Origin of the sequence: Pseudomonas sp. TWRC1-2 (assembly GCF_049896685.1) — a bacterium.
Taxonomy (GTDB): Bacteria; Pseudomonadota; Gammaproteobacteria; order Pseudomonadales; family Pseudomonadaceae; genus Aquipseudomonas.
Map to the genome: position 1 here is coordinate 156,573 of NZ_JAFCUU010000004.1, position 25,524 is coordinate 182,096.

Below are 25,524 nucleotides of genomic sequence, written 5' to 3' on the forward strand. Positions count from 1 at the left end.
CGCGAAGGCGTTAAACAGTGAAAGCATCTTGCAGCAGTTTTTCCTGCTGCTCGGCGTGCATCGACGCATAACCACACGCAGGTGCAGCAGAAGCATCACGACCGGCATACTCAAGGCCAAGGCCTGTTTTGTGGTTACCGATGCTGCGACGCAAGTGATGCTGACTGCTGTACCACGCGCCCTGGTTCATCGGTTCTTCCTGACACCACACCACGTTGGTGAGGTTGGTGTAAGGCGCGATGGCCTCCATCAGGTCGTCTTCCGGGAACGGGTAAAGCTGCTCGATCCGCACGATGGCGATGTCTTCGCGGCCTTCGGCACGGCGTTTTTCCAGCAAGTCGTAGTAAACCTTGCCGCTGCACAGGATCAGGCGAGTGACCTTGGCCGCGTCCAGGGTGTCGATTTCTGGAATCACGGTCTGGAACGAACCGTCGGCCAGATCTTCCAGGGTCGAGATGGCCAATTTGTGACGCAACAGCGATTTCGGGGTCAGCACTACCAGCGGCTTGCGCAGCGGGCGGATCACCTGGCGACGCAGCAAGTGGTAGATCTGGGCCGGAGTAGTCGGCACGCACACCTGGATGTTGTGCTCGGCGCACAGCTGCAGGTAACGCTCCAGACGGGCCGAAGAGTGCTCCGGGCCCTGACCTTCATAACCGTGTGGCAGCAGCATGGTCAGACCGCACAGACGGCCCCACTTGTGCTCGCCGCTGGTGATGAACTGGTCGATAACCACCTGGGCACCGTTGGCGAAGTCGCCGAACTGGGCTTCCCAGATCACCAGCGCGTTTGGCGTGGTGGTCGAGTAACCGTATTCGAACGCCAGTACGGCTTCTTCGGACAGGAACGAATCGTACAGGTCGAAACGTGGCTGGCCTTCGTACAGGTTCTGCAACGGGATGTAGGTGCCCGCGTCTTTCTGGTTGTGCAATACCGCATGGCGGTGCGAGAACGTACCGCGGCCAATGTCCTGGCCGGTCATGCGGATCGGGTGACCTTCGAACGCCAGGGTCGCGTACGCCATGGTTTCAGCGTAACCCCAGTTGATCGGCAGGCCGCCGGCTTGCATCTTCTGACGGTCTTCGTAGATCTTCGCAACCTGGCGCTGCACCACGAAGCCATCTGGAATTTCCAGCAGCTTGGCGGACAGTTCCTGCAGGGTTTTCAGATCGAACGAGGTGTCGTGACGCGCAGTCCAGGCGTGGCCCAGGTACGGACGCCAGTCCACGAACAGCTCTTTGTTCGGCTCTTTAACCAGGCTTTTTACTACGTGCAGACCGTTGTCCAGCGCGTTGCGGTATTCATCGATCTTCGCCTGAACACGCGCATCGTCAACCACGCCGGCCTTGATCAGGCTGTCGGCGTACAGCTCACGGGTGGTGCGCTGCTTGGTGATCTGCTGGTACATCAACGGTTGGGTGCCGCTAGGCTCATCCGCTTCGTTGTGACCGCGACGACGGTAGCAGACCAGGTCGATCACCACGTCACGCTTGAACTGCATGCGGTAGTCAATGGCCAGTTGGGTCACGAACAGCACGGCTTCCGGATCATCACCATTCACATGGAGGATCGGCGCCTGGATCATCTTGGCAACGTCGGTGGCGTACTCGGTAGAGCGCGCGTCCAGCGGGTTGCTGATGGTGAAACCCACCTGGTTGTTGATGACGATGTGAACCGTACCGCCGGTCTTGAAGCCGCGCGTCTGCGACATCTGGAAGGTTTCCAGAACCACGCCTTGACCGGCGAATGCCGCGTCACCGTGGATGGAAATCGGCAGAACCTTTTCACCGGTGGAATCGTTGCGACGATCCTGGCGAGCACGTACCGAACCCTCGACCACTGGAGAAACGATTTCCAGGTGGGATGGGTTGAAGGCCATGGCCAGGTGAACTTCACCGCCGGTGGTCATCACGTTGGACGAGAAGCCCTGGTGGTATTTAACGTCACCGGAACCCAGCTCGACCTTCTTCTTGCCTTCGAACTCGTCGAACAGCTCGCGCGGGTTCTTGCCGAAGGTGTTGACCAACACGTTCAGGCGACCTCGGTGAGCCATGCCGATCACGATTTCCTTGGTGCCGTAGGAACCGGAACGCTGGATCAGCTCGTCGAGCATTGGAATCAGGCTCTCGCCGCCTTCCAGGCCGAAACGTTTGGTGCCCGGGTATTTGGTACCCAGGTATTTCTCGAGACCTTCGGCTGCGGTCACGCGCTCCAGCAAATGGCTGCGTACGTCGGCAGACAAAACCGGACGGCCACGCACACCTTCCAGACGATGCTGGAACCAGTGGCGCTGCTCGGAATCGGTGATGTGCGTAAATTCAGCGCCGATGGTGCGGCAATATGTCTGCTGCAACGCTTCGTGAATTTCGCGTAGGCTCGCTTCCTCTTTGCCGATGAACAGGTCGCCGGCACGGAAGGTCGTATCAAGATCGGCATTGGTCAAGCCGTAATGATTGATCGACAGGTCAGCAGGTGCAGGACGCTTCCAGAGCCCCAGCGGGTCAAGCTGGGCTGCCTGGTGGCCACGCATCCGGTAAGCCTGGATCAGTCGCAGTACTTCAACTTGCTTCTTCTCGTGCTCGCTGCTCACGCTCCCGGCGGAAACCGGCTGAGCGCGGCGCTGGTTCTTTGCCAGCAGCACAAACTGATCGCGAATTGTTGCGTGCGATACATCGGTGGCAGCGTTGCCGTCTGAAGACAACGTCTGAAATTTGGTGCGCCATTCTTCTGGCACAGCGTTAGGGTCGTGCAGGTAGAGCTCATAAAGCTCTTCCACATAGGCAGCGTTACCACCTGAAAGATAGCCGCTGTTCCACATGCGCTGCATCACGCTTTCTTGCATGCTTGGTCACCCTCGATTTGGGGACACCACCGGCGAAAACACCGAGTTTGCTTGCAAAAGGCCAAGTGCAGCGACCAAAACAAGCCACTTAGGATCACGCTGATAGTTCGGGTACCAACCCGAATGCCCCTGCTTGTCTCATTTCTTCAAAATAAGAGCCGCGGCTTTGTAAGTCGCTGCTCAAGTTAAAACTACGGCGCCGGTTGAAGCCTGCGCCGTAGCATTTACGGGCACAACGGTCCTGCTTTATTACAACGTCGGTTACACGCCGCTTTGCAGCAGCATGTTACGGATGTGACCAATGGCCTTAGTCGGGTTCAGGCCTTTGGGACATACGTTGACGCAGTTCATAATCCCGCGGCAGCGGAATACGCTGAACGGGTCATCCAGTGAGGCCAGACGCTCGGACGTCTTGGTGTCACGGCTGTCTGCCAGGAAGCGATACGCTTGCAGCAGTGCAGCTGGACCCAGGAACTTGTCCGGGTTCCACCAGAAGGACGGGCACGAAGTCGAGCAGCAAGCGCACAGGATGCACTCGTACAGACCGTCGAGCTTTTCACGCTCTTCCGGGGACTGCAGACGCTCGATGGCCGGAGCCGGCGTGTCGTTCTGCAGGAACGGCTTAACTTTCTCGTATTGCTTGTAGAAGATGCTCATATCGACGACCAGGTCACGGATAACCGGCAGACCTGGCAGAGGACGAACGATCAGCTTGTTGCCTTTAACCACGGCAGACAGCGGCGTGATGCACGCCAGGCCGTTTTTGCCGTTGATGTTCATGCCGTCGGAACCGCACACACCTTCACGGCAAGAGCGACGATAGGAGAAACCCTCGTCCTGCTCTTTGATCAGGGCCAGCACGTCCAGCACCATCAGGTCTTTACCACCGGTATCAACCTGGAATTCCTGCATGAACGGCGCAGCGTCCTGATCAGGGTTGTAGCGATAAACACTGACTTTCAACATGGCAGCCACCCTTAGTAAGTCCGAATCTTCGGTTCAAACGTCGGAACCGTCTTCGGCGAGAAGTTCACGGCACGCTTGGTCACGCGCTTGTCACCCGGGAAGTACAGGGTGTGGCACAACCAGTTCTCGTCGTCGCGGTCTTCAAAGTCTTCACGAGCGTGAGCACCACGGGATTCTTTACGAACCTCGGCGGCGATCGCAGTCGCTTCAGCCACTTCCAACAGGTTTTGCAGCTCAAGGGCTTCGATACGAGCGGTGTTGAACGCCTGGCTCTTATCGTTGATCTTGACGTTGGCAATGCGCTTGCGCAGATCGGCCAGCTGGGCAATACCCTTCTGCATGTATTCGCCGGTACGGAATACACCGAAGTAGTTCTGCATGCAGTTTTGCAGCTCGCGACGCAGGGTTGCCACGTCTTCGCCATCGGTACGCTCGTTCAGAGCGTTCAGGCGCGCCAGGGCAGTTTCGATGTTGGCGTCGGTCGCGTCATCGTATTCGATGCCGTCGGACAGTGCCTTCTCGAGGTGCAGGCCGGCAGCGCGACCGAATACCACCAGGTCGAGCAGCGAGTTGCCGCCCAGGCGGTTGGCGCCGTGAACCGATACGCATGCCACTTCGCCTACCGCGAACAGGCCGTGAATGATCTCGTCCACGCCGTCGGCGTTCTGAGTGATCGCCTGACCATGAATGTTGGTCGGCACGCCGCCCATCATGTAGTGGCAAGTCGGAACAACCGGAACCGGAGCAACCACCGGGTCAACGTGAGCAAAGGTCTTGGACAGCTCACAGATACCCGGCAGGCGGCTGTGCAGTACTTCTTCGCCCAGGTGATCGAGCTTGAGCAGTACGTGGTCGCCATTAGGGCCACAGCCGTTACCGGCAATGATTTCCTTGACCATCGAACGGGCTACAACGTCACGACCGGCAAGGTCTTTCGCGTTCGGAGCATAACGCTCCATGAAGCGCTCGCCGTTCTTGTTGATCAGGTAGCCGCCTTCACCACGGCAACCTTCGGTTACCAGTACGCCAGCGCCGGCAATGCCGGTTGGGTGGAACTGCCACATTTCGATGTCTTGCACCGGTACGCCTGCACGCAGTGCCATGCCGACGCCGTCACCGGTGTTGATCAGGGCATTGGTGGTCGATGCGTAGATACGGCCTGCACCGCCAGTCGCCAGAACGGTAGCCTTGGCGCGGATGTAGGACGTTTCACCGGTTTCGATGCAGATGGCGATCACGCCGACGAATGCGCCGTCAGCGTTTTTCACCAGGTCAACCGCGTAGTATTCGTTCAGGAACGTGGTGCCGGCTTTCAGGTTGCCCTGATACAGGGTGTGCAGCAGCGCGTGACCGGTACGGTCGGAAGCGGCGCACGTACGGGCAGCCTGGCCGCCTTTACCGTAATCCTTCGACTGACCGCCGAATGGACGCTGGTAGATACGACCCTGCTCGGTACGCGAGAACGGCAGACCCATATGGTCCAGCTCGAACACGGCGGCCGGGCCTTCCTGACACATATATTCGATAGCGTCCTGGTCACCGATGTAATCGGAACCCTTGACGGTGTCGTACATGTGCCAGCGCCAGTCATCGTTCGGGTCGGCGGACGCGATGGCGCAGGTGATGCCACCCTGGGCCGATACGGTGTGGGAACGCGTTGGGAACACTTTGGTGATCACGGCAGTCTTGTGACCGCCCTGGGCCAGCTGCAGCGCTGCGCGCATGCCAGCACCGCCGCCACCAATAATGATGGCGTCGAAGGAAATAGTTGGAATGTTAGCCATGAATCAGATACCCCAAAGAATCTGCACACCCCAGACGAAGTAAGCGAACATCGCGACGCCGCATACTGCCTGGAAGAGGAAACGGACTGCAGTCGCGGACTTGCCCAGCGCCATTGGCGTCAGGTAGTCAGTCGCGATGGTCCACATGCCGACCCAGGCGTGAGCGCCCAGAGCTACAAGTGCCAGCAGACTGAAGATTCGCATCGCATTGTGGGAAAACAGGCCGTGCCATTGCTCATAGCCGATGCCCGGGTTTGCGACGAGGTATCCGATCAGGAAAATGAAATAAGCCGCGAGAACGACCGCAGACACACGCTGTGCCATCCAGTCATAGAGGCCCGAACGCGAAAGGTTCGTAACGCTGGTTACCATATCCAAACTCCTGCCAGAACGATCAGCACCACGGAAATGGCGATGATGATTTTCGAGCCCAGGCGGCCGCCTTCCAGCGTCTCACCGATGCCCATATCCATGATCAAGTGGCGCACGCCGGCTACCAGATGATAAAGCAGAGCGGACAGGAGGCCCCATGCTACGAACTTGGCCAGCGGGCTGGTCAAGCATGCCTTCACCTCGGCAAAACCTTCCTCGGAACCCAGGGATTTGCTCAATGCATAAAGCATGATGCCCAAGCCCAGGAACAGGATGATGCCGGAAACACGGTGCAGGAACGACGTAACGCCGGTGATGGGGAGTTTGATGGTCCTTAGGTCTAGGTTTACAGGTCGTTGGCTATTCACGGCTTTTTTTCACACTGAAGAGCCCCTAACAATCAGGGCAAAGTTGTTGGGGAGTGCGACTGGTCAGGTAAGCACCACCCAGGGAGTGCGACCCCCAATGAAAGCAAGCCCAAAAGCCCTTGGCGGTCGGTGGCCGAGTATAGACAGTTAGGTTACTAATGACAACGCGCGCTCCTCACCCTAATAGCTGATTGCGCTGGCGGGATAAAAGGCGTAAATGGCAGTCAATTTCGACGAAAAAGTACGGTTAAAGCCTTCTGGAGCAAGACTTTAGGCAAATTGACATCTGAATTTATCTCACTATAGTGGTGCGGGCCCTGCGTGGGGGGTCTGTCTGATGATTTGAAGCATAAATAGGAGGCCACATGGCTGACAAAAAAGCGCAGTTGATCATCGAGGGCGCAGCCCCCGTCGAGCTGCCCATTTTAACCGGCACCGTTGGTCCCGATGTTATCGACGTACGGGGCCTGACGGCCACGGGCCGTTTCACTTTCGACCCAGGCTTCATGTCGACCGCCTCTTGCGAGTCGAAGATCACCTATATCGACGGCGACAATGGCATTCTGCTGCACCGGGGCTACCCGATCGAGCAGTTGGCCGAGCAATCGGACTACCTCGAAACCTGCTACCTGCTGCTAAATGGCGAATTGCCAACAGCCGAGCAAAAAGCCCAGTTCGTCAGCACCGTGAAGAACCACACCATGGTTCACGAGCAGTTGAAGACCTTCTTTAACGGCTTCCGTCGCGACGCCCACCCGATGGCCGTGATGTGCGGCGTGGTTGGCGCCCTGTCGGCCTTCTATCACGACTCCCTGGACATCAATAACCCGCAGCATCGCGAAATCTCCGCGATCCGCCTGGTTGCCAAGATGCCAACCCTGGCCGCAATGGTTTACAAGTACTCCATGGGGCAACCCATGATGTACCCGCGCAACGACCTGACGTACGCGGAAAACTTCCTGCACATGATGTTCAACACCCCGTGCGAGATCAAACCGATCAGCCCGACGCTCGCCAAGGCCATGGACCGGATCTTCATCCTCCACGCCGACCACGAGCAGAACGCCTCCACCTCGACCGTACGCCTGGCAGGCTCTTCGGGTGCCAACCCGTTCGCCTGTATCGCCGCCGGTATCGCCGCACTGTGGGGCCCTGCCCACGGCGGTGCGAACGAAGCCGTATTGACCATGCTCGATGAAATCGGCGATGTCTCGAACATCGACAAGTTCATCGCCAAGGCCAAGGACAAGAACGATCCGTTCAAGCTGATGGGCTTCGGTCACCGCGTCTACAAGAACCGTGACCCGCGCGCCACCGTGATGAAGCAGACCTGCGACGAAGTGTTGAAGGAACTGGGCATCAAGAACGATCCGCAACTCGAACTGGCCATGCGCCTGGAAGAGATCGCGCTGACCGATCCGTACTTCATCGAGCGCTCGCTGTACCCGAACGTCGACTTCTACTCGGGGATCATCCTCAAGGCGATCGGCATTCCAACCAGCATGTTCACCGTGATCTTCGCCCTGGCGCGGACCGTGGGCTGGATCTCCCACTGGAAAGAAATGCTCTCCAGCCCGTACAAGATTGGCCGCCCGCGCCAGCTGTACACCGGCTACGAGTCGCGTGACATCACCAAGCTGGAAGACCGCAAGTAAGCCAACCGCTTAGTTGCACCGAATAAGGCCTCCTCTGGGGGCCTTATTTGTTTCTGTCGAACGCGCGTCGGCACCGATCACTCCCACCCCCCTCACCCGCTGAAAACCACTTTTATTGATGCAGGATTTAAGAAACAGTTTTGTCGTATCCGTGACCAATAAATGCAAAAAAAAAGCCCCGATCTCGCGACCGGGGCTTTTTTTGTAACCGTTACGAGACTTAGTGGTTAACCGCCCCACTCGCCCCCAGGCCCGTTTGTGAACGCACAAACTGCGGGAAGTACAGCGCACGCTCTTTCTCTGCCGCCGCCGACTTGTCGGTGATGGAGAAGAACCAGATGCCGATGAACGCAATGATCATCGAGAACAGCGCCGGGTATTCGTACGGGAAGATGGCTTTCTCGTGGTGCAGGATCGACACCCAGATGGTCGGGCCGAGGATCATCAGGCCAACGGCACTGATCAAGCCCAGCCAGCCGCCAATCATCGCGCCGCGGGTGGTGAGGTTTTTCCAGTACATGGAAAGCAGCAGCACCGGGAAGTTACAGCTGGCGGCAATGGAGAACGCCAGGCCGACCATGAACGCAATGTTCTGGCTTTCGAACAGGATACCCAAGCCGATTGCCAGCACCGCCAGAGCGATGGTGGTGATCTTCGACACGCGAATCTCATCCTTCTCGTTGGCCTTGCCTTTCTTGATCACGCTGGCATACAGGTCATGGGACACCGCCGAAGCACCCGCCAGGGTCAGGCCGGCAACCACTGCCAGAATGGTGGCAAACGCCACGGCCGAGATGAAGCCCAGGAAAATACTGCCGCCCACCGCGTTGGCCAGGTGCACCGCCGCCATGTTGTTGCCGCCGAGCAAGGCACCTGCCGCATCCTTGAACGCCGGGTTGGTGCTGACCAGCAGGATTGCGCCAAAGCCGATGATAAAGGTCAGGATGTAGAAGTAACCGATGAAGCCGGTGGCATACAGCACGCTCTTACGCGCTTCCTTGGCGTCGCTTACGGTGAAGAAGCGCATCAGGATGTGCGGCAGGCCAGCAGTACCGAACATCAGCGCCAGCCCCAGGGAGAACGCCGAGATCGGGTCTTTCACCAGGCCGCCCGGGCTCATGATCGCTTCACCTTTAGGGTGAACCTTGATCGCCTCGGCAAACAGCGTGTTGAAGTCGAAGTTGACGTGCTTCATCACCATCAGCGCCATGAACGAGGCACCGGACAGCAACAGCACAGCCTTGATGATCTGTACCCAGGTGGTCGCCAGCATGCCGCCGAACAACACATACAGGCACATCAGGATGCCCACCAGAATCACCGCAACGTGGTAATCCAGGCCGAACAGCAGTTGGATCAGCTTGCCCGCGCCGACCATCTGCGCGATCAGGTAGAACGCCACCACCACCAGCGAGCCACAGGCCGACAGGCTGCGGATCTGGGTTTGCCCGAGGCGATAGGACGCCACGTCGGCAAAGGTGTACTTGCCCAGGTTACGCAGGCGCTCGGCGATCAGGAACAGGATGATCGGCCAACCCACCAGGAAGCCGATCGAATAGATCAGGCCGTCGTAACCGGAGGTGAACACCAGCGCGGAAATACCCAGGAAAGACGCTGCCGACATATAGTCGCCAGCAATCGCCAGGCCGTTCTGGAAGCCGGTAATCTTGCCGCCGGCCGCATAGTAGTCAGCCGCCGATTTGTTGCGCTTGGACGCCCAGTAGGTGATGCACAGGGTTGCACCGACAAACGCCACGAACATCAGGATCGCGGCGATATTCAGCGGTTGCTTGTGCACTTCACCGGTCAAGGCATCCGCCGCCCAAACGGCGGGCGCGAAGATCGAAGCGCCACATACAGCCAATAGACGCCGGATCATTGCGCAGCCTCCTTGAGAATCGCATTGTTCAGGTCGTCGAATTCGCCGTTGGCGCGTCGTACGTAGATGCCGGTAAGAATGAAGGCCGACACAATCAGCCCGACCCCGATCGGGATTCCCCAGGTAATCGAGGAACCGGGGCTGAGCTTGGCGCCCAGCACTTGTGGCCCGTAGGCAATCAACAGGATGAAAGCGGAGTAAAGCCCTAGCATGATCGCCGAGAGAATCCAGGCGAACCTTTCCCTTTTTCTCACCAGCTCCTTGAAACGCGGGCTGTTTTGAATCGAGAGGTAAATGCTGTCGTTCATTGTTTTTATCCTCGCAGCACAGCTTTTTATTATTTTGGAACATATCCACTGTATGCGGCTGCGGAACAGGTTCCAGACGACCTTAGTAGTAGAACGAGATAGCAACTTCGCAAGTTTTTAAGCCAACAAATAAACGACAGCCTGAATGCAGGCAAAAAAATGTGGGAGCGGGCTTGCTCGCGAAGGCGGTGCATCAGTCAATACATGGGCTGACTGACACACCGCCTTCGCGGGCAAGCCCGCTCCCACATTAGGGTTGTGGTGGGGCTTCTAAAGAGTTAGTGCTTTATTTGGCAGTCCACTCGGCCACACGCTCAGGGTGTTTGGCGACCCAATCCTTGGCCGCGGCATCAGGCTTGGCGCCTTCCTGGATTGCGAGCATGACTTCGCCGATTTCGTCCTTGGAGGCCCACTGGAATTTCTTCAAAAAGGCCGCGACTTCCGGCGCTTTCTTCTCCAGGCCCTTGCTGCCGATGCTGTTGACGGTTTCAGCAGCCCCATAAATTCCTTTTGGATCGTCCAGGAAACGCAGTTTCCACTTGGCGAACATCCAGTGTGGCACCCAACCGGTGACCGCAATGGACTCCTGTTTGTCTTCGGCACGGGTCAGTTCGGCGATCATCGCGGCGCCCGAGCTGGCTTGCAGCTTGTAGTCCAGGCCATAGGCCTTGATCGCTTCGTCGGTCTTGAGCATCACGCCTGAACCGGCGTCGATGCCGACAATCTTGTTCTTGAAGGTGGTGTCGGTCTTGAGGTCTTCAATCGATTTGGCCTTGACGTACTCCGGCACGATCAGGCCAATTTTTGCATCCTTGAAGTTGGGGCCGTAGTCGACCACCTTGTCCTTGTTCTTGGCCCAGTACTCACCGTGGGTCACGGGCAGCCAGGCGGAGAGCATGGCGTCGAGCTTGCCGGTGGCCACGCCCTGCCACATGATCCCGGTAGCGACGGCCTGCAGTTTCACGTCATAACCGAGCTTTTCCTTGATCACCTCTGCCGCCACGTGGGTGGTGGCAACGCTGTCAGACCAGCCATCTACGTAACCGATGCTCAGGGTTTTGCTGTCGGCGCTGGCCAGTGTGGAGCTCATCGCAACTACCAGAGTGGCAGCTGCGCCCAAGAGTCGTCGCATCTTCATAGTACTTCCCCGAAAGTGCTGCGCCCGGCGGATGCCGAGCGACGTCAACCTGTTGTTATGTGGTGCACCGCGCCCCCGTCACGCGCATCGATCCGGCGGCCCAGACATCAGTGGAGTGCTGACACTTCGATCATCAACCTGCCGGGACCTTGGACCTGCTCTGACTGCGACCTCAGGTAAGCAAGAAACGACATCACATCGCCAGCAGGACGATTTGTAGGACATCGCAGCAAAATCCCGCCCGAACTTTGCATGTCTAAATTATGCGGCCCCACTGGGAAGGGCTAAATCCGGGTAAGATGCGCGCCTTTGCTCCCCAGATAAGCCGACCATGCCCGCGACTGCCCGCTTCCCTGCCCTGCCCTATATTTTCGCCCTGATCCTCGGCGTACTTGCCCTTGTCGGCTATTGGTACGGCCTCGGCCGGCCCGTGGTGTTGCCGGACGTGGCCAGCGCCAGCCACAAAATGCAATGCGCCTCGTACACGCCGTTCGACAAGGACCAGTCGCCGTTCGACCAGCCCTTCAAGCTGCGCCCCGAGCGCATGGACGCCGACCTGGCCCTGCTGGCCACCCGCTTTGAATGCATTCGCACCTACTCCATGACGGGCCTGGAAGCCTTGCCGGACCTGGCGCGCAAGCATGGGCTGAAGTTGATGGCCGGCGCCTGGGTCAGCAGTGACCCGGTTGCCACCGAAAAAGAAGTCGCCGAGTTGATCGCTGCGGCCAACGCCAACCCTGACGTGGTCACCTCGGTGATCGTCGGCAACGAAGCGCTGCTGCGCAAGGAAGTCACCGCCAAGCAGTTGGTGACGCTGATCCATAAGGTCAAAAGCCAGATCAAGCAGCCGGTGACTTATGCCGACGTGTGGGAGTTCTGGCTCAAGCACCCGGAAATCGCTCCGGCGGTGGACTTCCTGACCATTCACCTGCTGCCGTACTGGGAAGATGACCCGTCGGGCATCGACCAGGCGCTCAAGCACGTGGGTGATGTACGTCAGACTTTCGGCAACACGTTCGCTCCCAAGGATGTGCTGATCGGCGAGACCGGCTGGCCCAGCGAAGGCCGCCAACGCGAAACCGCCGTGCCGAGCCGGGTCAATGAGGCCAAGTTCATGCGCGGCTTTGTGGCCATGGCCGAGGCCAATGGCTGGCATTACAACCTGATCGAAGCCTTTGACCAGCCATGGAAACGCGCCAGCGAGGGCGCGGTCGGGGGTTACTGGGGGCTGTTTGATGCTGATCGCCAGGACAAGGGCATCCTCGCCGGGCCGGTCAGCAATGTGCCGTACTGGCCGCTGTGGCTGAGCGTGGGCGGGATTATCCTGCTGGGCACCTTGGTACTTGGCGGGCGCGTTCGCAGCACGCGCGCAGCACTCATGCTGCCATTGCTCGGTGCCGTAGCGGCCTGTTCCATCGGCACCTGGGCCGAGCTGAACCGCGTTACCGCGCGCTTCAACGATGAATGGGTGTGGGCAGGCTTGCTGGTGGTGTTGAACCTGCTGGTGCTGGCCCACGCCGCCCTGGCCCTGAGCGCGCGCGACGGTTGGCGTGAGCGGGCCTTTAACTGGCTGGAGCAACGCGCGGGCTGGCTGGTGGCAATCGCCGGGTTCGCCGGTGCGGTAATGATGCTCGCGCTGGTGTTTGACCCGCGTTATCGCAGCTTCCCGAGTGCGGCGCTGGTGCTGCCGGCGCTGGTTTACCTGGTTCGCCCGGTAACCGGCCCGCGTCGGGAGATTGCGCTGCTGGCCTTCATCATCGGCGCAGGCATTGCGCCACAGCTGTATCGCGAAGGGTTGCAGAACCAGCAGGCGTGGGGTTGGGCAATCGTGAGTGTGCTGATGGTTGTAGCCTTGTGGCGTTGCTTGCGCGTGCGCAAGGCCTAAGACCGCCATCGCAGGCAAGCCAGCTTTCACATTAAGGCCGGATTCACGCGGTCAAAATGTGGGAGCGGGCTTGCTCGCGAAGAGACCCTGTCAGGCAGCCCGCGGTTTCCTGACCAACCGCAGCCCTGCAATCACCACCGCAAACACCGCAAACGTGGTGTTGTACAACGCCAGGGCCGGCAAGCCGAACACCATCCCCAACACAGCCACGCCCCATCCGGCACGGCCCGGCACAAAAAATCCCAGCACCGATGTAACCAACGCCGCCCAGCCCAAGACCTTGAAGTGAATCATCAACCCCAGGTTCGAACGCAACTGGCATTCCCAACGGCTGGCCTCATCGGCGCAGATGCCGACCCACTGGCCATCCTCCATAAAACCGTAACGTGCGCCATAACTGGCGGCCAGCCATAAAGGCAAGGCAATAAGCAGCAGGATCAGCGGCAAACGACGGGACATGGGGCACTCCGATAGACAAAAACGGCGCTCAGCTTAATCCCACGGCGGCCGTTAGCAAGCGGTGTGCACAGATAAGTATTCATCCATGCCTCGCAAAGTGTATCTTCTGGCTACTATTACCCCGATTCCGTGGCTTTTTTCCGACTTTTAGTGCCGAGAGCTGGCACTTCGGTGGCAACGCGGTGGTCATAGCCTGCGAACTTCATTCAGCACGTTTCCTCTTAGGGATTAAGTCATGCTCCGTTCCTTGCGCTGTGCTGCCTTGCTGGGCAGCCTATTTTTGAGTGCGTCAGCACTGGCCGTCGACATCGACCAAGCCAGCTATGGCTACCCTTTGACCAACCCGTTCGAAGCGACCATTGCGACCACCCCGCCTGACCTTCGGCCTAAATTGCCGACCGACGACGAGATCAACCAGTCCGACTACACGCTGAACATGCGCCCCGAGCGCGAGTTCAGCCTGCCGGACAACTTCTGGGCGGTGAAGAAACTCACCTATCGCATCGCCAAACAAGACCACGCCGCGCCGCTGATCTTCCTGATCGCAGGCACCGGCGCGCGATTTGACAGCAGCATCAACGAATACCTGAAAAAACTCTATTACCAGGCCGGCTACCACGTGGTGCAGCTGTCGTCGCCAACCAGCTTCGATTTCATCAGCGCCGCCTCGCGCTTCGCCACCCCGGGGATCACCCAGGGAGACGCCGAGGACATGTACCGCGTGATGCAAGCCGTGCGCGCGCAGAACGCCTCGCTGCCGGTGACCGACTTCTACCTCACCGGCTACAGCCTCGGTGCCCTGGATGCGGCGTTTGTCAGCAAGCTCGACGAGACCCGTCGCAGCTTCAACTTCAAAAAGGTGCTGCTGCTCAACCCGCCGGTCAACCTCTACACCTCGATCACCAACCTCGACAAGCTGGTACAGACCGAGGTCAAAGGCATCAATAACACCACCACCTTCTATGAGCTGGTGCTGAGCAAGCTGACCCGCTACTTCCAGCAAAAGGGCTACATCGACCTCAATGACGCCCTGCTCTACGACTTCCAGAACTCCAAGCAGCACCTGACCAACGAACAAATGGCGATGCTGATCGGCACCTCGTTCCGCTTCTCGGCGGCCGACATTGCCTTTACCTCGGACCTGATCAACCGCCGCGGTCTGATCATTCCGCCTAAGTACCCGATCACCGAAGGCACCAGCCTCACGCCGTTCCTCAAGCGTGCGCTGCAATGCGACTTCGACTGCTACCTCACCGAACAAGTGATCCCCATGTGGCGCGCGCGTTCCGACGGCGGCAGCCTGCTGCAACTGGTTGACCAGGTGAGCCTGTACGCGCTCAAGGACTACCTGCACAGCAGCCCGAAAATCGCGGTGATGCACAACGCCGACGACGTGATCCTCGGCCCTGGCGACCTCGGTTTCCTGCGTAAAACCTTCGGCGATCGCTTGACCGTCTACCCGCTGGGCGGCCACTGCGGCAACCTTAATTACCGCGTCAACGCCGACGCCATGCTGGAGTTCTTCCGTGGCTAAATATCTTCTGCTGCTCGCCGCCCTGATGTGCGCGGGCGTCGCCAATGCCGACAACAGCAAGGCGCATGAACCGGTCAAGGTCGACGCCGATGGCTTCAAGGAGCCGCTGACCAAGCTCAAGTTCAACCCGGGCCTGGACCAGCGCGAGTTCGAGCGTTCATCGCTGACCGCGCTCAACGTGTATGACCCGCTGGAGTCGTGGAACCGCCGCGTGTACCACTTCAACTATCGCTTCGACCAGTGGGTGTTCCTGCCGGTGGTTGACGGCTACCGCTATGTCACCCCGAGCTTCCTGCGCACCGGCGTGAGCAACTTCTTCAACAACCTGGGCGATGTGCCCAACCTGTTGAACAGCCTGCTGCAGCTCAAGGGCCATCGCTCCCTGGAAACCACCGGGCGCCTGCTGCTCAACACCACCATTGGCGTCGCCGGCCTGTGGGACCCAGCCACCGCCATGGGCCTGCCGCGTCAGAGCGAAGACTTCGGTCAAACCTTGGGCTTCTACGGCGTGCCTGGCGGCGCCTACCTGGTGCTGCCGATCTTCGGCCCGTCGAACCTGCGCGATACCACCGGCCTGATCGTCGACTATGGCGCGGAAACCGAGATCAACTTCCTCAACGTGTCCAAGGTCAGCGAAAACCACCCGGAAATCTGGGCCCTGCGCGCCGTCGACAAGCGCTACCAGACCAGCTTCCGCTACGGTCAGATGAACTCGCCGTTCGAGTATGAAAAGGTGCGTTACATCTACACCGAATCGCGCAAGTTGCAGATTGCCGAGTAAACGCCCTGCAGATACAAAAAAGCCACTCACCTAAATGAGTGGCTTTTTTGTTTGTGCTCCAACATCACGCAGCAGTACGTGACGTATCCACAGAGCGATTGGCAGATTGTTCTTTAGCGCCCGGCCATAACCCAAAACCAACCCAGAAGAGCGACCCGACAAAAGGCAACAACGTCCAGAACGAGTTGACCTGGCTGATGCCGTTATCGGTGAGCCTTCGGCATAACAGAGTGACCCTGGCAGGCAGCGTCAGCAGCAAATAACCCAAGCCAATACCCAAGGTAGTTTTTATCCAATCTTCAAAAAACCACCAGCAAATAGCTATGTATGCCCCTTCAATTACCTTATCAACCAACTGAAAATACCAGAAAGCTCTCCTGCTCGACCGCCCCTCGAATACAAATGATTTCTTCAGTGCGTCCAGATACCAATTCATTTAAAACTCCCTGATTAACAGACTCTGTAAAACGCCTGGATAGGCCAAACAGAGCCGCAGATCTTAGGAAGGATTGAATTGGTCCTCTGTAGGGAAAAGCCTAAAGCGCTGCGACTAGACTGACTCACACGCCCTGGCAAACACCTGTCAATGTCTTACTGCGTGCCAAATTTTCTCGAAGATTTGAACCACCACCAACGCTACCGCCCCCGCAATAATCCCGGCCACCGCATTGAGCAGCGTCGGCATCAGCCACGCCATGGCGCCGACGTTCTGGCTCACCGTCTCAATCCAGTGATGCACTACCGGCACGCCGTGGGTGAGAATCCCGCCACCGACCATGAACATCGCCGCCGTGCCGATCACCGACAGGCTTTTCATCATGTAAGGCGCGGCGCGCAGAATCGCCCCGCCGATGCTGCGCGCGGCCTGGCCGGGCTTTTGGGTCAGCCACAGGCCGAGGTCATCGAGCTTGACGATACCGGCGACCAGGCCGTAAACGCCGATGGTCATCACAATGGCGATGCCGGACAGCACGATTACCTGCTGCATCAGCGGCGCATCGGCGACCGTGCCGAGGGTGATGGCGATGATTTCCGCCGACAGAATGAAGTCGGTACGGATCGCGCCCTTGATCTTGTCCTTCTCAAACGCAACCAAGTCAGTCGCCGGGTCCGCCACCGCTTCGACCAAGTGCGCCTGTTCCTCAGTGCGCTTGTGTATGAAGCTATGCGCGAGCTTCTCAAAGCCCTCGAAACACAGATAAGCCCCGCCCAGCATCAACAACGGCGTGACCGCCCACGGCGCAAACGCGCTGATTAGCAGCGCCGCAGGCACCAGAATCAACTTGTTGAGAAACGAGCCCTTGGCCACCGCCCACACCACCGGGATCTCCCGCTCGGCCCGCACCCCGGAAACCTGCTGGGCATTCAACGCCAAGTCATCGCCGAGCACCCCGGCAGTCTTCTTGGCGGCCATTTTGGTCATCAACGCCACATCGTCGAGGACGGCGGCGATGTCGTCGATCAGTACCAGTAAGCTGCTTCCTGCCATGACGCGGTCATCCTGTAAGTAAAGTGCCGCGAATATAACGCGGCGACCGTGAGGGAATATAGGTTTCCACTGCGTGAAGGATTGCTGTTGATCTGGCTTTTGCTCTGCTTTTGATCTTGATCTTGATCTAAGTCGCCCCGTCAACCACGCTGGCCGCACTCCGAGCCTAGGCGAGGTGCCGAGTGGTGGGGCGAGGACTTTTTGCTTACTTTTGGCTGGGCCGGCATTCCGGTCCTTCAAAAAGTGAGCCGCTGTAAGAGCGGAACCTTAAGTGGCCGTTACCGCAGAAATGGATATGTACTCCGACTAGACATCCCAGCCAACCGGCACGCCGCCTTCGCGAGCAAGCCCGCTCCCACAATTGGAATGTGCTAGGTCAGCAAGATACTGGGCAGCTCGGAGGTCGCTATCGCAGGCAAGCCAGCTCCCACAGTTTGATTGCGGTGAATCAACTCATCAGGGCGCCTGCCAACCACCGCCCAGGCTCTGGATCAGCGCCACACTGCCCTGGCTCAACTGCCCCTGCGTATCACGCAAATTCTGCTCCGCCTGCAGCAACACCAGTTGTTGGGTCAACACTGTCTCCCGACTGACAGTGCCCGCACGCAACTGCGCTTGCTGACTGCCGAACAACTGCTGATTGCGCTGGTACACCTGCTGGAAGGCATCCGCCTGAGTTTGCAGATGGTTGATCGCCGACAAATTGTCCTCGACATTCTGCAAGGCACTCAGCACCGTGCCCCGGTAATTCGCTGCAATCTGGTCATAACTCGCCTCAGCCTGCTTGACCGCCGCCTCGCGCGCGCCGCCATCAAAAATCGTCTCCGCCAACGCCGGGCCCAACGTCCAGATGCGATTGGGCAGGGAGAACAACCCACCCAAGGCACTGCCGCGATACCCCAGCTGAGCAGTCAGGTCCAGCGTGGGAAAGAACGCCGCCTCAGCCACGCCGATCTTGGCATTCGCCGCCGCCGCCGAGCGCTCGGCCGCAACCACATCAGGCCGGCGCTGCAACAAGGTCGAGGCCAAGGTCAACGGTGGCCGTGGCACCACGAATGCAAAATCAGTCCGTGGCGCAATGCTGAACTCACTCGGCGCCACGCCCACCAGCACCGCCAAGGCATGCTCGTACTGCTCGCGATCACGCAGCGAGGTCTGCAAGTCGGCTATCGAGGTGGTCAATTGATCCTGAGCCACCAGCAACTGGTCATTAGTGGCCACGCCCTGGGTGAACTGCGCCTGGATCATGTCGAGCAATTGCTGATTGATGGTCTGCTGCTGTTGCAACAGGCGCACATCGATATCCATCTGCCGCAACGCCAGGTAATTGCTCGCCACGCTGGAACTGATCGACAACCGCACTCCGGCCAGCAGCGCATCCGATTGCTGGGCTGTGGCCTGGCTCGATTCGATGCCCCGGCGCACTTCACCCCACAAATCCGGCTCCCAGCTTGCGGTCAAGGTGGCGCTGACACTGTTCTTCACCCCGGTCGATGCCGTGGTGCTGCTGGACGTGCTGCCGTCGCCGCCCTCGCCACGCGAACCGGACAAGCCCACGCCCACCGTCGGCCACAACCCGGCGCGGCTCGACGCCACCTGCGCCTGGGCCAACCGATACGCCGCCTCAGCCGCAATGATCGACTGGTTGGCCTTGGCCGAACGCGCCACCAAGTCATTGAGCACCGGGTCCTGATAGGCCAGCCACCACTGGCTGTCCAACGCCCCTTGGGGGTTGGAGACCGCGCGCTGCCACTGCGCGCCCTCCTTGAACGACTGCGGCAGTTCCATCGCCGGTTTCTGATAATCCGGCCCGACCATGCAGCCCCCCAGCACCAGGCTGGCCAACAGCACGCTATATCTGAGTTTCATGACCTTGCTTCCTTGTGCCGCCCCAGGCGCTGAGACGCCCGGTCGAGCCAGAGGTAAATCACCGGAGTGGTGTAGAGCGTCAGCACCTGGCTGAACAACAGCCCACCAATAATCGAAATCCCCAACGGCCGGCGCAGTTCCGAGCCATAACCTGAGCCGAGCACCAGCGGCAGCGCGCCGAGAATCGCCGCCAGCGTTGTCATCATGATCGGCCGGAAGCGGATCAGGCAGGCGCGCCGGATCGCTTCCTTGGCCGTGAGGCCTAACTCCCGCCGTTCGGTGATCGCGAAGTCGATCATCATGATTGCGTTCTTCTTCACGATGCCGATCAACAGGATCACGCCCACCAGCGCAATGATCGACAGTTCGGTGCCGGTCAGCAGCAAGGCAATCAACGCGCCGACGCCCGCCGAGGGCAAGGTGGAGAGGATGGTCAGCGGGTGCATCAGGTTTTCATACAAGATGCCCAGCACGATGTACACCGAGAGCAACGCGGCGACGATCAGCAGCGGCTCGCTGGCCACCGACGACTGGAACACCTGGGCCGTGCCGGCAAACTGGCCGGTGACGCTGGCCGGCATGCGCAGCTGTTTCACCGCGTCCTCCACCAGCGCGGTGGCCTGGCCGATCGAGGTGCCGGGAGCGAGGTTGAACGAGACGGTCACGGCCGGAAAAGTGCCTTGGTGGCTGATCGAAATCGCCGTGCGCGAGATGCTGTTATCGGCCAGCGCAGACAGCGGCACCAACGTCGTGGGCGTGGTCAGGTTCGGCGCGGCGGTGGTGCCTTTGGCCGCCACTGCGGTGTTGCCGGCCGGCACGTAAATCCCCTTGAGCGCTTGAGGGTCGGTCCAGTACTGCGGGGCGATTTCCATCACCACGTGGTACTGGTTGGCGGCGCGGTAAAGGGTCGAGACCTGACGCTGGCCGAACGCGTCGTACAGCGTCTGGTCCACCGCCGACATGCCCACGCCGAGCCGCGCGGCGGTGTCGCGGTTGATGCTCAAATTGGCCAATAGACTGTTGTCTTGCTGGTCGGTGTTCAAGTCGGTGAGTTGCGGCAACTTATGCAGCACTTCCACCACCTTGGGCACCCATTCATCCAGGGATTGCTGGTCGTCGGCAGTCAGCGTGTATTGGTACTGCGCGCCGCTTTGTCGGCCGCCCACGGTGATGTCCTGGGCGGCCTGCAAAAACAGCTTGGTGCCAGGCAGATCGCCGAGGCTGCGGCGGATCTGGCCGATCACATCGACGGCACTGTCCTTGCGCTGATCAATCGGCTTGAGCAGCACAAACAGCTGCGCACTGTTGACCGCCCCGCCGCCACCGCCACCGCCGCCGACAAACCCGGCAGCAGTTTCCACATTGGGGTTTTGCATGACCTTGTGGTTGATCTGGGTAAAGTCCTTTTGCATCGCCCCGTAGGAAATACTCTGCGCCGCGATGATGCTGCCCTGCAGGCGGCCGGTGTCTTCCTGGGGAAAGAAGCCCTTGGGCACCAGCACGTACAGCACGCCCGCGAGCACGATCACCAGCACCGTCACCACGCCCATCAGGATCGAGTGCTCGATCACCCAGCCCAGCGTGCGGTCGTAGAAGCGGTGAAAGCGTGAGTCCGGGTGCTCGTTGCCTTCGCGGATTTCCTTGGGTGCGCGCAACAACACGCTGGCAAGCATCGGCGTCACCGTCAGCGAAATCACCATCGAGATGACGATGGCCACCGACAACGACACCGAGAACTCGCGAAACAGCCGCCCGACAATCCCGCCCATCAGCAGCAACGGAATAAACACCGCCACCAGCGACACGCTGATGGTCAGCACCGTAAAGCCGACTTCCTGCGCCCCGGCCAGCGCCGCCTCCACCCGCGTCTTGCCGCGCTCCAGGTGACGCATGATGTTTTCCACCACCACGATCGCATCGTCGACCACAAAGCCGGTGGAAATGGTCAGCGCCATCAACGACAGGTTATTCAGGCTGTAGCCGAGGAAGTACATCGCGCCAAAGGTGCCGAGCAACGACAACGGCACCACCACAGCCGGCACCAGAGTGCTGCGCCAGTCGCGGAAGAAGCCGAAGGTCACCAGCGTCACCAGCAGGATCGAGGCCAGCAACGTCACTTCCACGTCATGCAACGACGCGCGAATAGTGGTGGTGCGGTCCATCAACAGGTTGAGCTTGATCGACGCCGGGATCGAGCTTTGCAAAAACGGCAGCGACGCTTTCACCGCGTCCACCGTGTCGATCACGTTGGCGCCCGGCTGCTTGAACACCACCAGCAGCACCGCCGGCTTGCCGTTGGACAGGCCGAAGTTGCGCAGGTCCTGCACGTCTTCGCGCACGTAACCGAGGTCGGCAATGTGGATCAGGTCGCCGTTTTTGGCCTTGACCACTAGCGGCCCGTAATCGTTGCTGTCGAGCAACTGATCGTTGGCGCCGATGCCATACGAGCGATCGCCCACCGCCACATTGCCCTTGGGCAAGTTGGCGTTGGACGCGCCGATGACCTGACGCACCTGCTCCAGGCTGACGCCGTACCTGTTCAGCCGGTCCGGGTTCAGCTCGATGCGCACCGCCGGCAATGCACCGCCGCCCACCGTCACGTCGCCGACGCCAGTGGTCTGCAACAGGCGCTGTTCGAGCACCGTCGAGGCCGCGTCGTACATCTGCCCCGGCGTGGCGCTGTCGGAGGTCAGGCTGATGATCAGGATCGGCGAATCGGCCGGGTTGACCTTGCGGTAGGTCGGGTTGCCGGACAGGTCGCTGGGCAAGTTGCTGCGCGCGGCGTTGATCGCCGCCTGCACGTCCCGCGCGGCGCCGTCGATGTCGCGGCTCAGATCAAACTGCATAGTGATGCGCGTCGAGCCGAGGCTGCTGGCGGAGGTCATTTGCGTGACCCCGGCGATCTGCCCGAACTGGCGCTCCAGCGGCGTGGCCACGGAGCTGGCGACGGTGGTCGGGTCGGCGCCAGGTAATGAGGCGCTGACGCTGATGGTGGGGAAATCCACTTCCGGCAACGGCGCCACCGGCAACAGGTTGAAGGCCAGTACACCAAACAACGCCAGCCCGGCCGCCAGCAGCGTGGTGGCAATCGGGCGATGGATAAACGGCGCGCTGAGGTTCATCGCATCATTCCAGCGCCACCGGGCGACGGCTGAAACGCTGCCCCAGGCCGTGCATGGCGAGGAAGATCACCGGCGTGGAAAACAGCGTGAGCAACTGGCTAAGCAGCAACCCGCCGATGATCGCGATGCCCAGCGGGTGGCGCAGCTCCGAGCCGATGCCGGTGCCCAGTGCCAACGGCACCGCGCCGAACAGCGAGGCCATGCTGGTCATCAGGATCGGCCGAAAGCGCAGCTCCGCCGCCTGGCGAATCGCTTCCACCGGGCTCAAGCCGCCCTCACGTAGCAGCTCCAGCGCGAAGTCGACCATCATGATGCCGTTTTTCATGACGATGCCGATCAGCAACACAATGCCGATCAGGCCGATGATGTCGAACTGCGTGCCCGTCACCAGCAACGCCAGCAACGCGCCGAGGGCCGCCGACAACAGGGTCGAGAGGATGGTCACCGGGTGCACGAAGCTCTCGTACAGAATGCCCAGCATCAGGTACACCACCACGATGGCCGCCAACACCAGAAACACCTGGTTGGACAGCGATGCCTGGAACGTCGCCGCCGCACCTTCAAGATTGGCTTGCACCGACAATGGCAGGCCGACTTTGGCTTCAATGTCCTGCAGCCGCGTCACCGCCGCGCCCAGCGTCTGGCCGGGCGCGAGGTTGAACGACACATCCGCATAGGGAAACTGCCCCAGGCGGTTGATGGTGACCGGCGAACGCACCACCTCCAGGGTCGCCATGCTCGACAGCGGCGCCACGCCACCGCCGGGAATGTCCACGTACAAACCGGTGAGCAAATCCGGCAAATTGCGCGGCGGGTGGTCGGTGGCGATCACCACGTGGTACTGGTTGAGCTGGGTGTAAATGGTCGAGACCTGGCGCTGGCCAAACGCGTCGTAGAGCACATCGTCGATGGCCTGCGGGGTAATCCCCAGGCGCGAGGCGGTGGCGCGGTCGAAGGTCAGCTTGATCTGGTTGCCGAACTGCATGGCCTGGCTTTGCACGTCGGTGAACATCGGGTCTTGCTTGATCGCGGCGAGCAACTTGGTGGTCCACTGCTCCAGTTCATCCGGGTCGGTGGCTTGCAGGCCCAGGCGGTAACTGGTGGTGGACACCGTGGCGTCCAGGGTCAGGTCCTGCACCGAGTGCAGGTAGAGGCGGATGCCGGCGTCGTCGGCATTCGCATCGGCCAAACGGCGGATCACTTCGGTGGCGCTGTCTCGCTCGCCACGCGCCTTAAGGTTGATCAGCAAGTTGCCCTGGTTGATGGTCGGGTTGGTCTGGTCGATACCGACGAACGACGACAGGCTTTGCACCGCCGGGTCTTTGAGGATACGTGCGGCCAGGCGTTGCTGTTCAACCTGCATCTGCTGGAACGAGATGGTCGGCGAGGCCTGGGAAATGCCCTGGATCAGGCCGGTGTCCTGATCGGGAAAAAAGCCCTTGGGCATGATCACCAAGGTGAACAAGGTCAGCGCGGCGGTGAGCACCACCGAGATCAGGGTCAAGGTGCGGTGCGCCAACACCCAATCCAGACCGCGTACATAATGGTTGTTGATGCGGTCGAAGAAGTCCGGGCGGCGCTCTTCATGCTTGGACTTGAGCATTCGCGCGCACATCATTGGCGTCAGCGTCAGTGAAATCACCGCCGAAATCACGATGGTCACCGCCACGGTCATGGCGAATTCGCGGAACAACCGCCCGACCACATCGCCCATGAACAGCAGCGGGATCATCACCGCAATCAGCGCGATGGACAGCGAGATGATGGTAAAACCGATCTGCTCCGCGCCCTTGAGCGCCGCTTGCAACGGCGTGTCGCCGGCCTCCAGGTAGCGCGTGATGTTTTCGATCATGACGATGGCGTCATCGACCACAAAACCGATGGCGATGGTCAACGCCATCAACGTCAGGTTGTTCAGCGAAAAGCCCAGCGCGTAGGCCACCGCCAGGGTGCCGATCAGCGTCAGCGGGATGGTCACGGCCGGAATGATCGTGGCCGGGATATTGCGCAGGAAGATGAAGATCACGATCACCACCAGCAAAATCGCCAGCCCCAGCTCGTACTGCACATCGGTGACCGAAGCGCGGATGGTCTGGGTGCGGTCGGTGAGCACCGCGACCTTCAAGGTGCCCGGCAGGCTGGCGCGTAATTTGGGCAGCAATTGCTGCACGCGGTCGACCACTTCGATCACGTTGGCGCCGGGCTGGCGCTGGATATTCAGCACGATAGACGGCGTGTCATTGGTCCACGCCGCCTGGCGGGGGTTTTCCGCGCCCTGGGTGGAACTGGCGATCTGCGACAGGCGAATCGGCGCGCCATTTTTGTAGGCAATCACCAGGTCGCGGTATTCCTCGGCCGACTGCAGTTGGTCGTTGGCGCCAATGGAATAGGCCTGGAACTTGCCATCGATATTGCCCTTGGCCTGGTTGACGTTGGCCGTACCGAGCGAGGTGCGCAGGTCATCCAGTGACAGGCCGAGGCTATTCAGCGCCGAGGTGTTGGCCTCGACCCGCACCGCCGGGCGCTGGCCGCCACTGATGGTGACCAGGCCGACGCCGGTGATCTGCGAGATTTTCTGTGCCAGGCGCGTGTCGGCCAGGTCTTCGACCTTGGTCAGCGGCAACACGTCGGAGGTCAACGACAGGGTCAGCACCGGCGCATCCGCCGGGTTGACCTTGCTGTACACCGGCGGGTACGGCAGGTTGGCCGGCAGGAAGGTGCCCGCCGCGTTGATCGCCGCCTGCACTTCCTGTTCGGCCACGTCCAGCGACAGCGACAAATCGAATTGCAGGGTCACCACCGAAGCGCCGTCCGAGCTGGTCGAGTTCATCGACTTGAGCCCCGGCATTTCGCCGAGCTGGCGCTCCAGCGGCGCGGTAATCGACGAGCTGACCACGTCCGGGCTGGCACCGGGGTATTGGGTGAACACCTGGATGGTCGGGTAATCCACCTCTGGCAGCGCCGACACCGACAGCAAGTGGTAACCCAACAGGCCGAGCAGCAACACCGCGACCATCATCAGCGTGGTGGCCACCGGGCGTTCGATAAAGGGCCGCGAAATATTCATGCTCGG

General features: G+C 60.0%; 18 protein-coding genes. 4 read left to right on the forward strand and 14 right to left on the reverse strand.

Annotation, left to right across the window (positions count from 1 at the left end):
- Positions 1 to 10: 10 nt before the first annotated feature.
- From ACP7B3_RS13245 to sdhC, 5 genes are all read right to left on the reverse strand, one after another.
- A complete protein-coding gene (locus tag ACP7B3_RS13245; protein ID WP_145164989.1) occupies positions 11 to 2,842 on the reverse strand; it encodes a 2-oxoglutarate dehydrogenase E1 component in 2,832 nt (943 codons plus the stop codon).
- Between the two features lie 261 nt (positions 2,843 to 3,103).
- Positions 3,104 to 3,808, reverse strand: coding sequence for a succinate dehydrogenase iron-sulfur subunit (locus ACP7B3_RS13250; RefSeq protein WP_003172807.1), 705 nt, complete (start codon positions 3,806 to 3,808; stop codon positions 3,104 to 3,106).
- A gap of 11 nt (positions 3,809 to 3,819) precedes the next feature.
- Complete coding sequence (gene sdhA, locus ACP7B3_RS13255; RefSeq protein WP_145164991.1) at positions 3,820 to 5,592, reverse strand: succinate dehydrogenase flavoprotein subunit; 1,773 nt, start codon at positions 5,590 to 5,592, stop codon at positions 3,820 to 3,822.
- 3 nt (positions 5,593 to 5,595) lie between these two features.
- Positions 5,596 to 5,964 carry a succinate dehydrogenase, hydrophobic membrane anchor protein gene (sdhD, locus tag ACP7B3_RS13260; RefSeq protein ID WP_003172805.1) on the reverse strand — a complete coding sequence of 123 codons (369 nt, stop codon included), beginning with the start codon at positions 5,962 to 5,964 and terminating at the stop codon, positions 5,596 to 5,598.
- Positions 5,958 to 6,332, reverse strand: a complete 375-nt coding sequence (sdhC, locus tag ACP7B3_RS13265) for a succinate dehydrogenase, cytochrome b556 subunit (protein ID WP_106576743.1) — start codon at positions 6,330 to 6,332, stop codon at positions 5,958 to 5,960. The genes sdhD and sdhC overlap by 7 nt, the downstream gene beginning before the upstream one ends.
- Positions 6,333 to 6,697: 365 nt before the next feature.
- On the opposite strand from sdhC, the gene gltA reads away from it, so the two are divergent.
- Complete coding sequence (gene gltA / locus ACP7B3_RS13270) at positions 6,698 to 7,987, forward strand: citrate synthase (protein ID WP_078047629.1); 1,290 nt, start codon at positions 6,698 to 6,700, stop codon at positions 7,985 to 7,987.
- 220 nt (positions 7,988 to 8,207) lie between these two features.
- Here the strand turns inward: gltA and ACP7B3_RS13275 are convergent, their stop codons facing one another.
- The 3 genes from ACP7B3_RS13275 to ACP7B3_RS13285 form a co-directional block, all read right to left on the reverse strand.
- The gene (locus tag ACP7B3_RS13275) at positions 8,208 to 9,866 is read right to left on the reverse strand and encodes a cation acetate symporter (RefSeq protein WP_145164993.1); all 1,659 of its coding nucleotides are present in this window, start codon (positions 9,864 to 9,866) and stop codon (positions 8,208 to 8,210) included.
- Positions 9,863 to 10,174: a DUF485 domain-containing protein gene (locus ACP7B3_RS13280; RefSeq protein ID WP_106576745.1), complete on the reverse strand. Its 312-nt coding sequence runs from the start codon at positions 10,172 to 10,174 to the stop codon at positions 9,863 to 9,865. Before ACP7B3_RS13280 ends, ACP7B3_RS13275 begins: the two co-directional genes overlap by 4 nt.
- Positions 10,175 to 10,460: 286 nt before the next feature.
- Positions 10,461 to 11,312, reverse strand: a complete 852-nt coding sequence (locus ACP7B3_RS13285) for a glycine betaine ABC transporter substrate-binding protein (protein ID WP_145164995.1) — start codon at positions 11,310 to 11,312, stop codon at positions 10,461 to 10,463.
- Positions 11,313 to 11,643: 331 nt separating this feature from the next.
- Between ACP7B3_RS13285 and ACP7B3_RS13290 the strand changes: the two genes are divergently transcribed.
- Positions 11,644 to 13,197 carry a glycosyl hydrolase family 17 protein gene (locus ACP7B3_RS13290; protein WP_242193703.1) on the forward strand — a complete coding sequence of 518 codons (1,554 nt, stop codon included), beginning with the start codon at positions 11,644 to 11,646 and terminating at the stop codon, positions 13,195 to 13,197.
- Between the two features lie 90 nt (positions 13,198 to 13,287).
- Here ACP7B3_RS13290 and ACP7B3_RS13295 read toward each other — a convergent pair whose 3' ends face one another.
- The gene (locus ACP7B3_RS13295; RefSeq protein WP_426179096.1) at positions 13,288 to 13,656 is read right to left on the reverse strand and encodes a hypothetical protein; all 369 of its coding nucleotides are present in this window, start codon (positions 13,654 to 13,656) and stop codon (positions 13,288 to 13,290) included.
- A 235-nt stretch (positions 13,657 to 13,891) separates the two neighbouring features.
- On the opposite strand from ACP7B3_RS13295, the gene ACP7B3_RS13300 reads away from it, so the two are divergent.
- A complete protein-coding gene (locus tag ACP7B3_RS13300) occupies positions 13,892 to 15,190 on the forward strand; it encodes a serine/threonine protein kinase (RefSeq protein WP_426179098.1) in 1,299 nt (432 codons plus the stop codon).
- Positions 15,183 to 15,971, forward strand: a complete 789-nt coding sequence (locus ACP7B3_RS13305; protein ID WP_145164999.1) for an MlaA family lipoprotein — start codon at positions 15,183 to 15,185, stop codon at positions 15,969 to 15,971. The genes ACP7B3_RS13300 and ACP7B3_RS13305 overlap by 8 nt, the downstream gene beginning before the upstream one ends.
- Positions 15,972 to 16,035: 64 nt before the next feature.
- On the opposite strand, the gene ACP7B3_RS13310 is transcribed toward ACP7B3_RS13305, so the two are convergent.
- The 5 genes from ACP7B3_RS13310 to ACP7B3_RS13330 form a co-directional block, all read right to left on the reverse strand.
- Positions 16,036 to 16,407 carry a DUF805 domain-containing protein gene (locus ACP7B3_RS13310; protein WP_242193706.1) on the reverse strand — a complete coding sequence of 124 codons (372 nt, stop codon included), beginning with the start codon at positions 16,405 to 16,407 and terminating at the stop codon, positions 16,036 to 16,038.
- A 147-nt stretch (positions 16,408 to 16,554) separates the two neighbouring features.
- A complete protein-coding gene (locus tag ACP7B3_RS13315; protein ID WP_426179100.1) occupies positions 16,555 to 17,460 on the reverse strand; it encodes a DUF808 domain-containing protein in 906 nt (301 codons plus the stop codon).
- Between the two features lie 456 nt (positions 17,461 to 17,916).
- Positions 17,917 to 19,329: an efflux transporter outer membrane subunit gene (locus ACP7B3_RS13320; RefSeq protein ID WP_426179102.1), complete on the reverse strand. Its 1,413-nt coding sequence runs from the start codon at positions 19,327 to 19,329 to the stop codon at positions 17,917 to 17,919.
- The gene (locus tag ACP7B3_RS13325) at positions 19,326 to 22,451 is read right to left on the reverse strand and encodes an efflux RND transporter permease subunit (protein WP_426179104.1); all 3,126 of its coding nucleotides are present in this window, start codon (positions 22,449 to 22,451) and stop codon (positions 19,326 to 19,328) included. The genes ACP7B3_RS13320 and ACP7B3_RS13325 overlap by 4 nt, the downstream gene beginning before the upstream one ends.
- A gap of 4 nt (positions 22,452 to 22,455) precedes the next feature.
- The gene (locus ACP7B3_RS13330; RefSeq protein ID WP_369300487.1) at positions 22,456 to 25,518 is read right to left on the reverse strand and encodes an efflux RND transporter permease subunit; all 3,063 of its coding nucleotides are present in this window, start codon (positions 25,516 to 25,518) and stop codon (positions 22,456 to 22,458) included.
- Positions 25,519 to 25,524 lie beyond the last annotated feature (6 nt).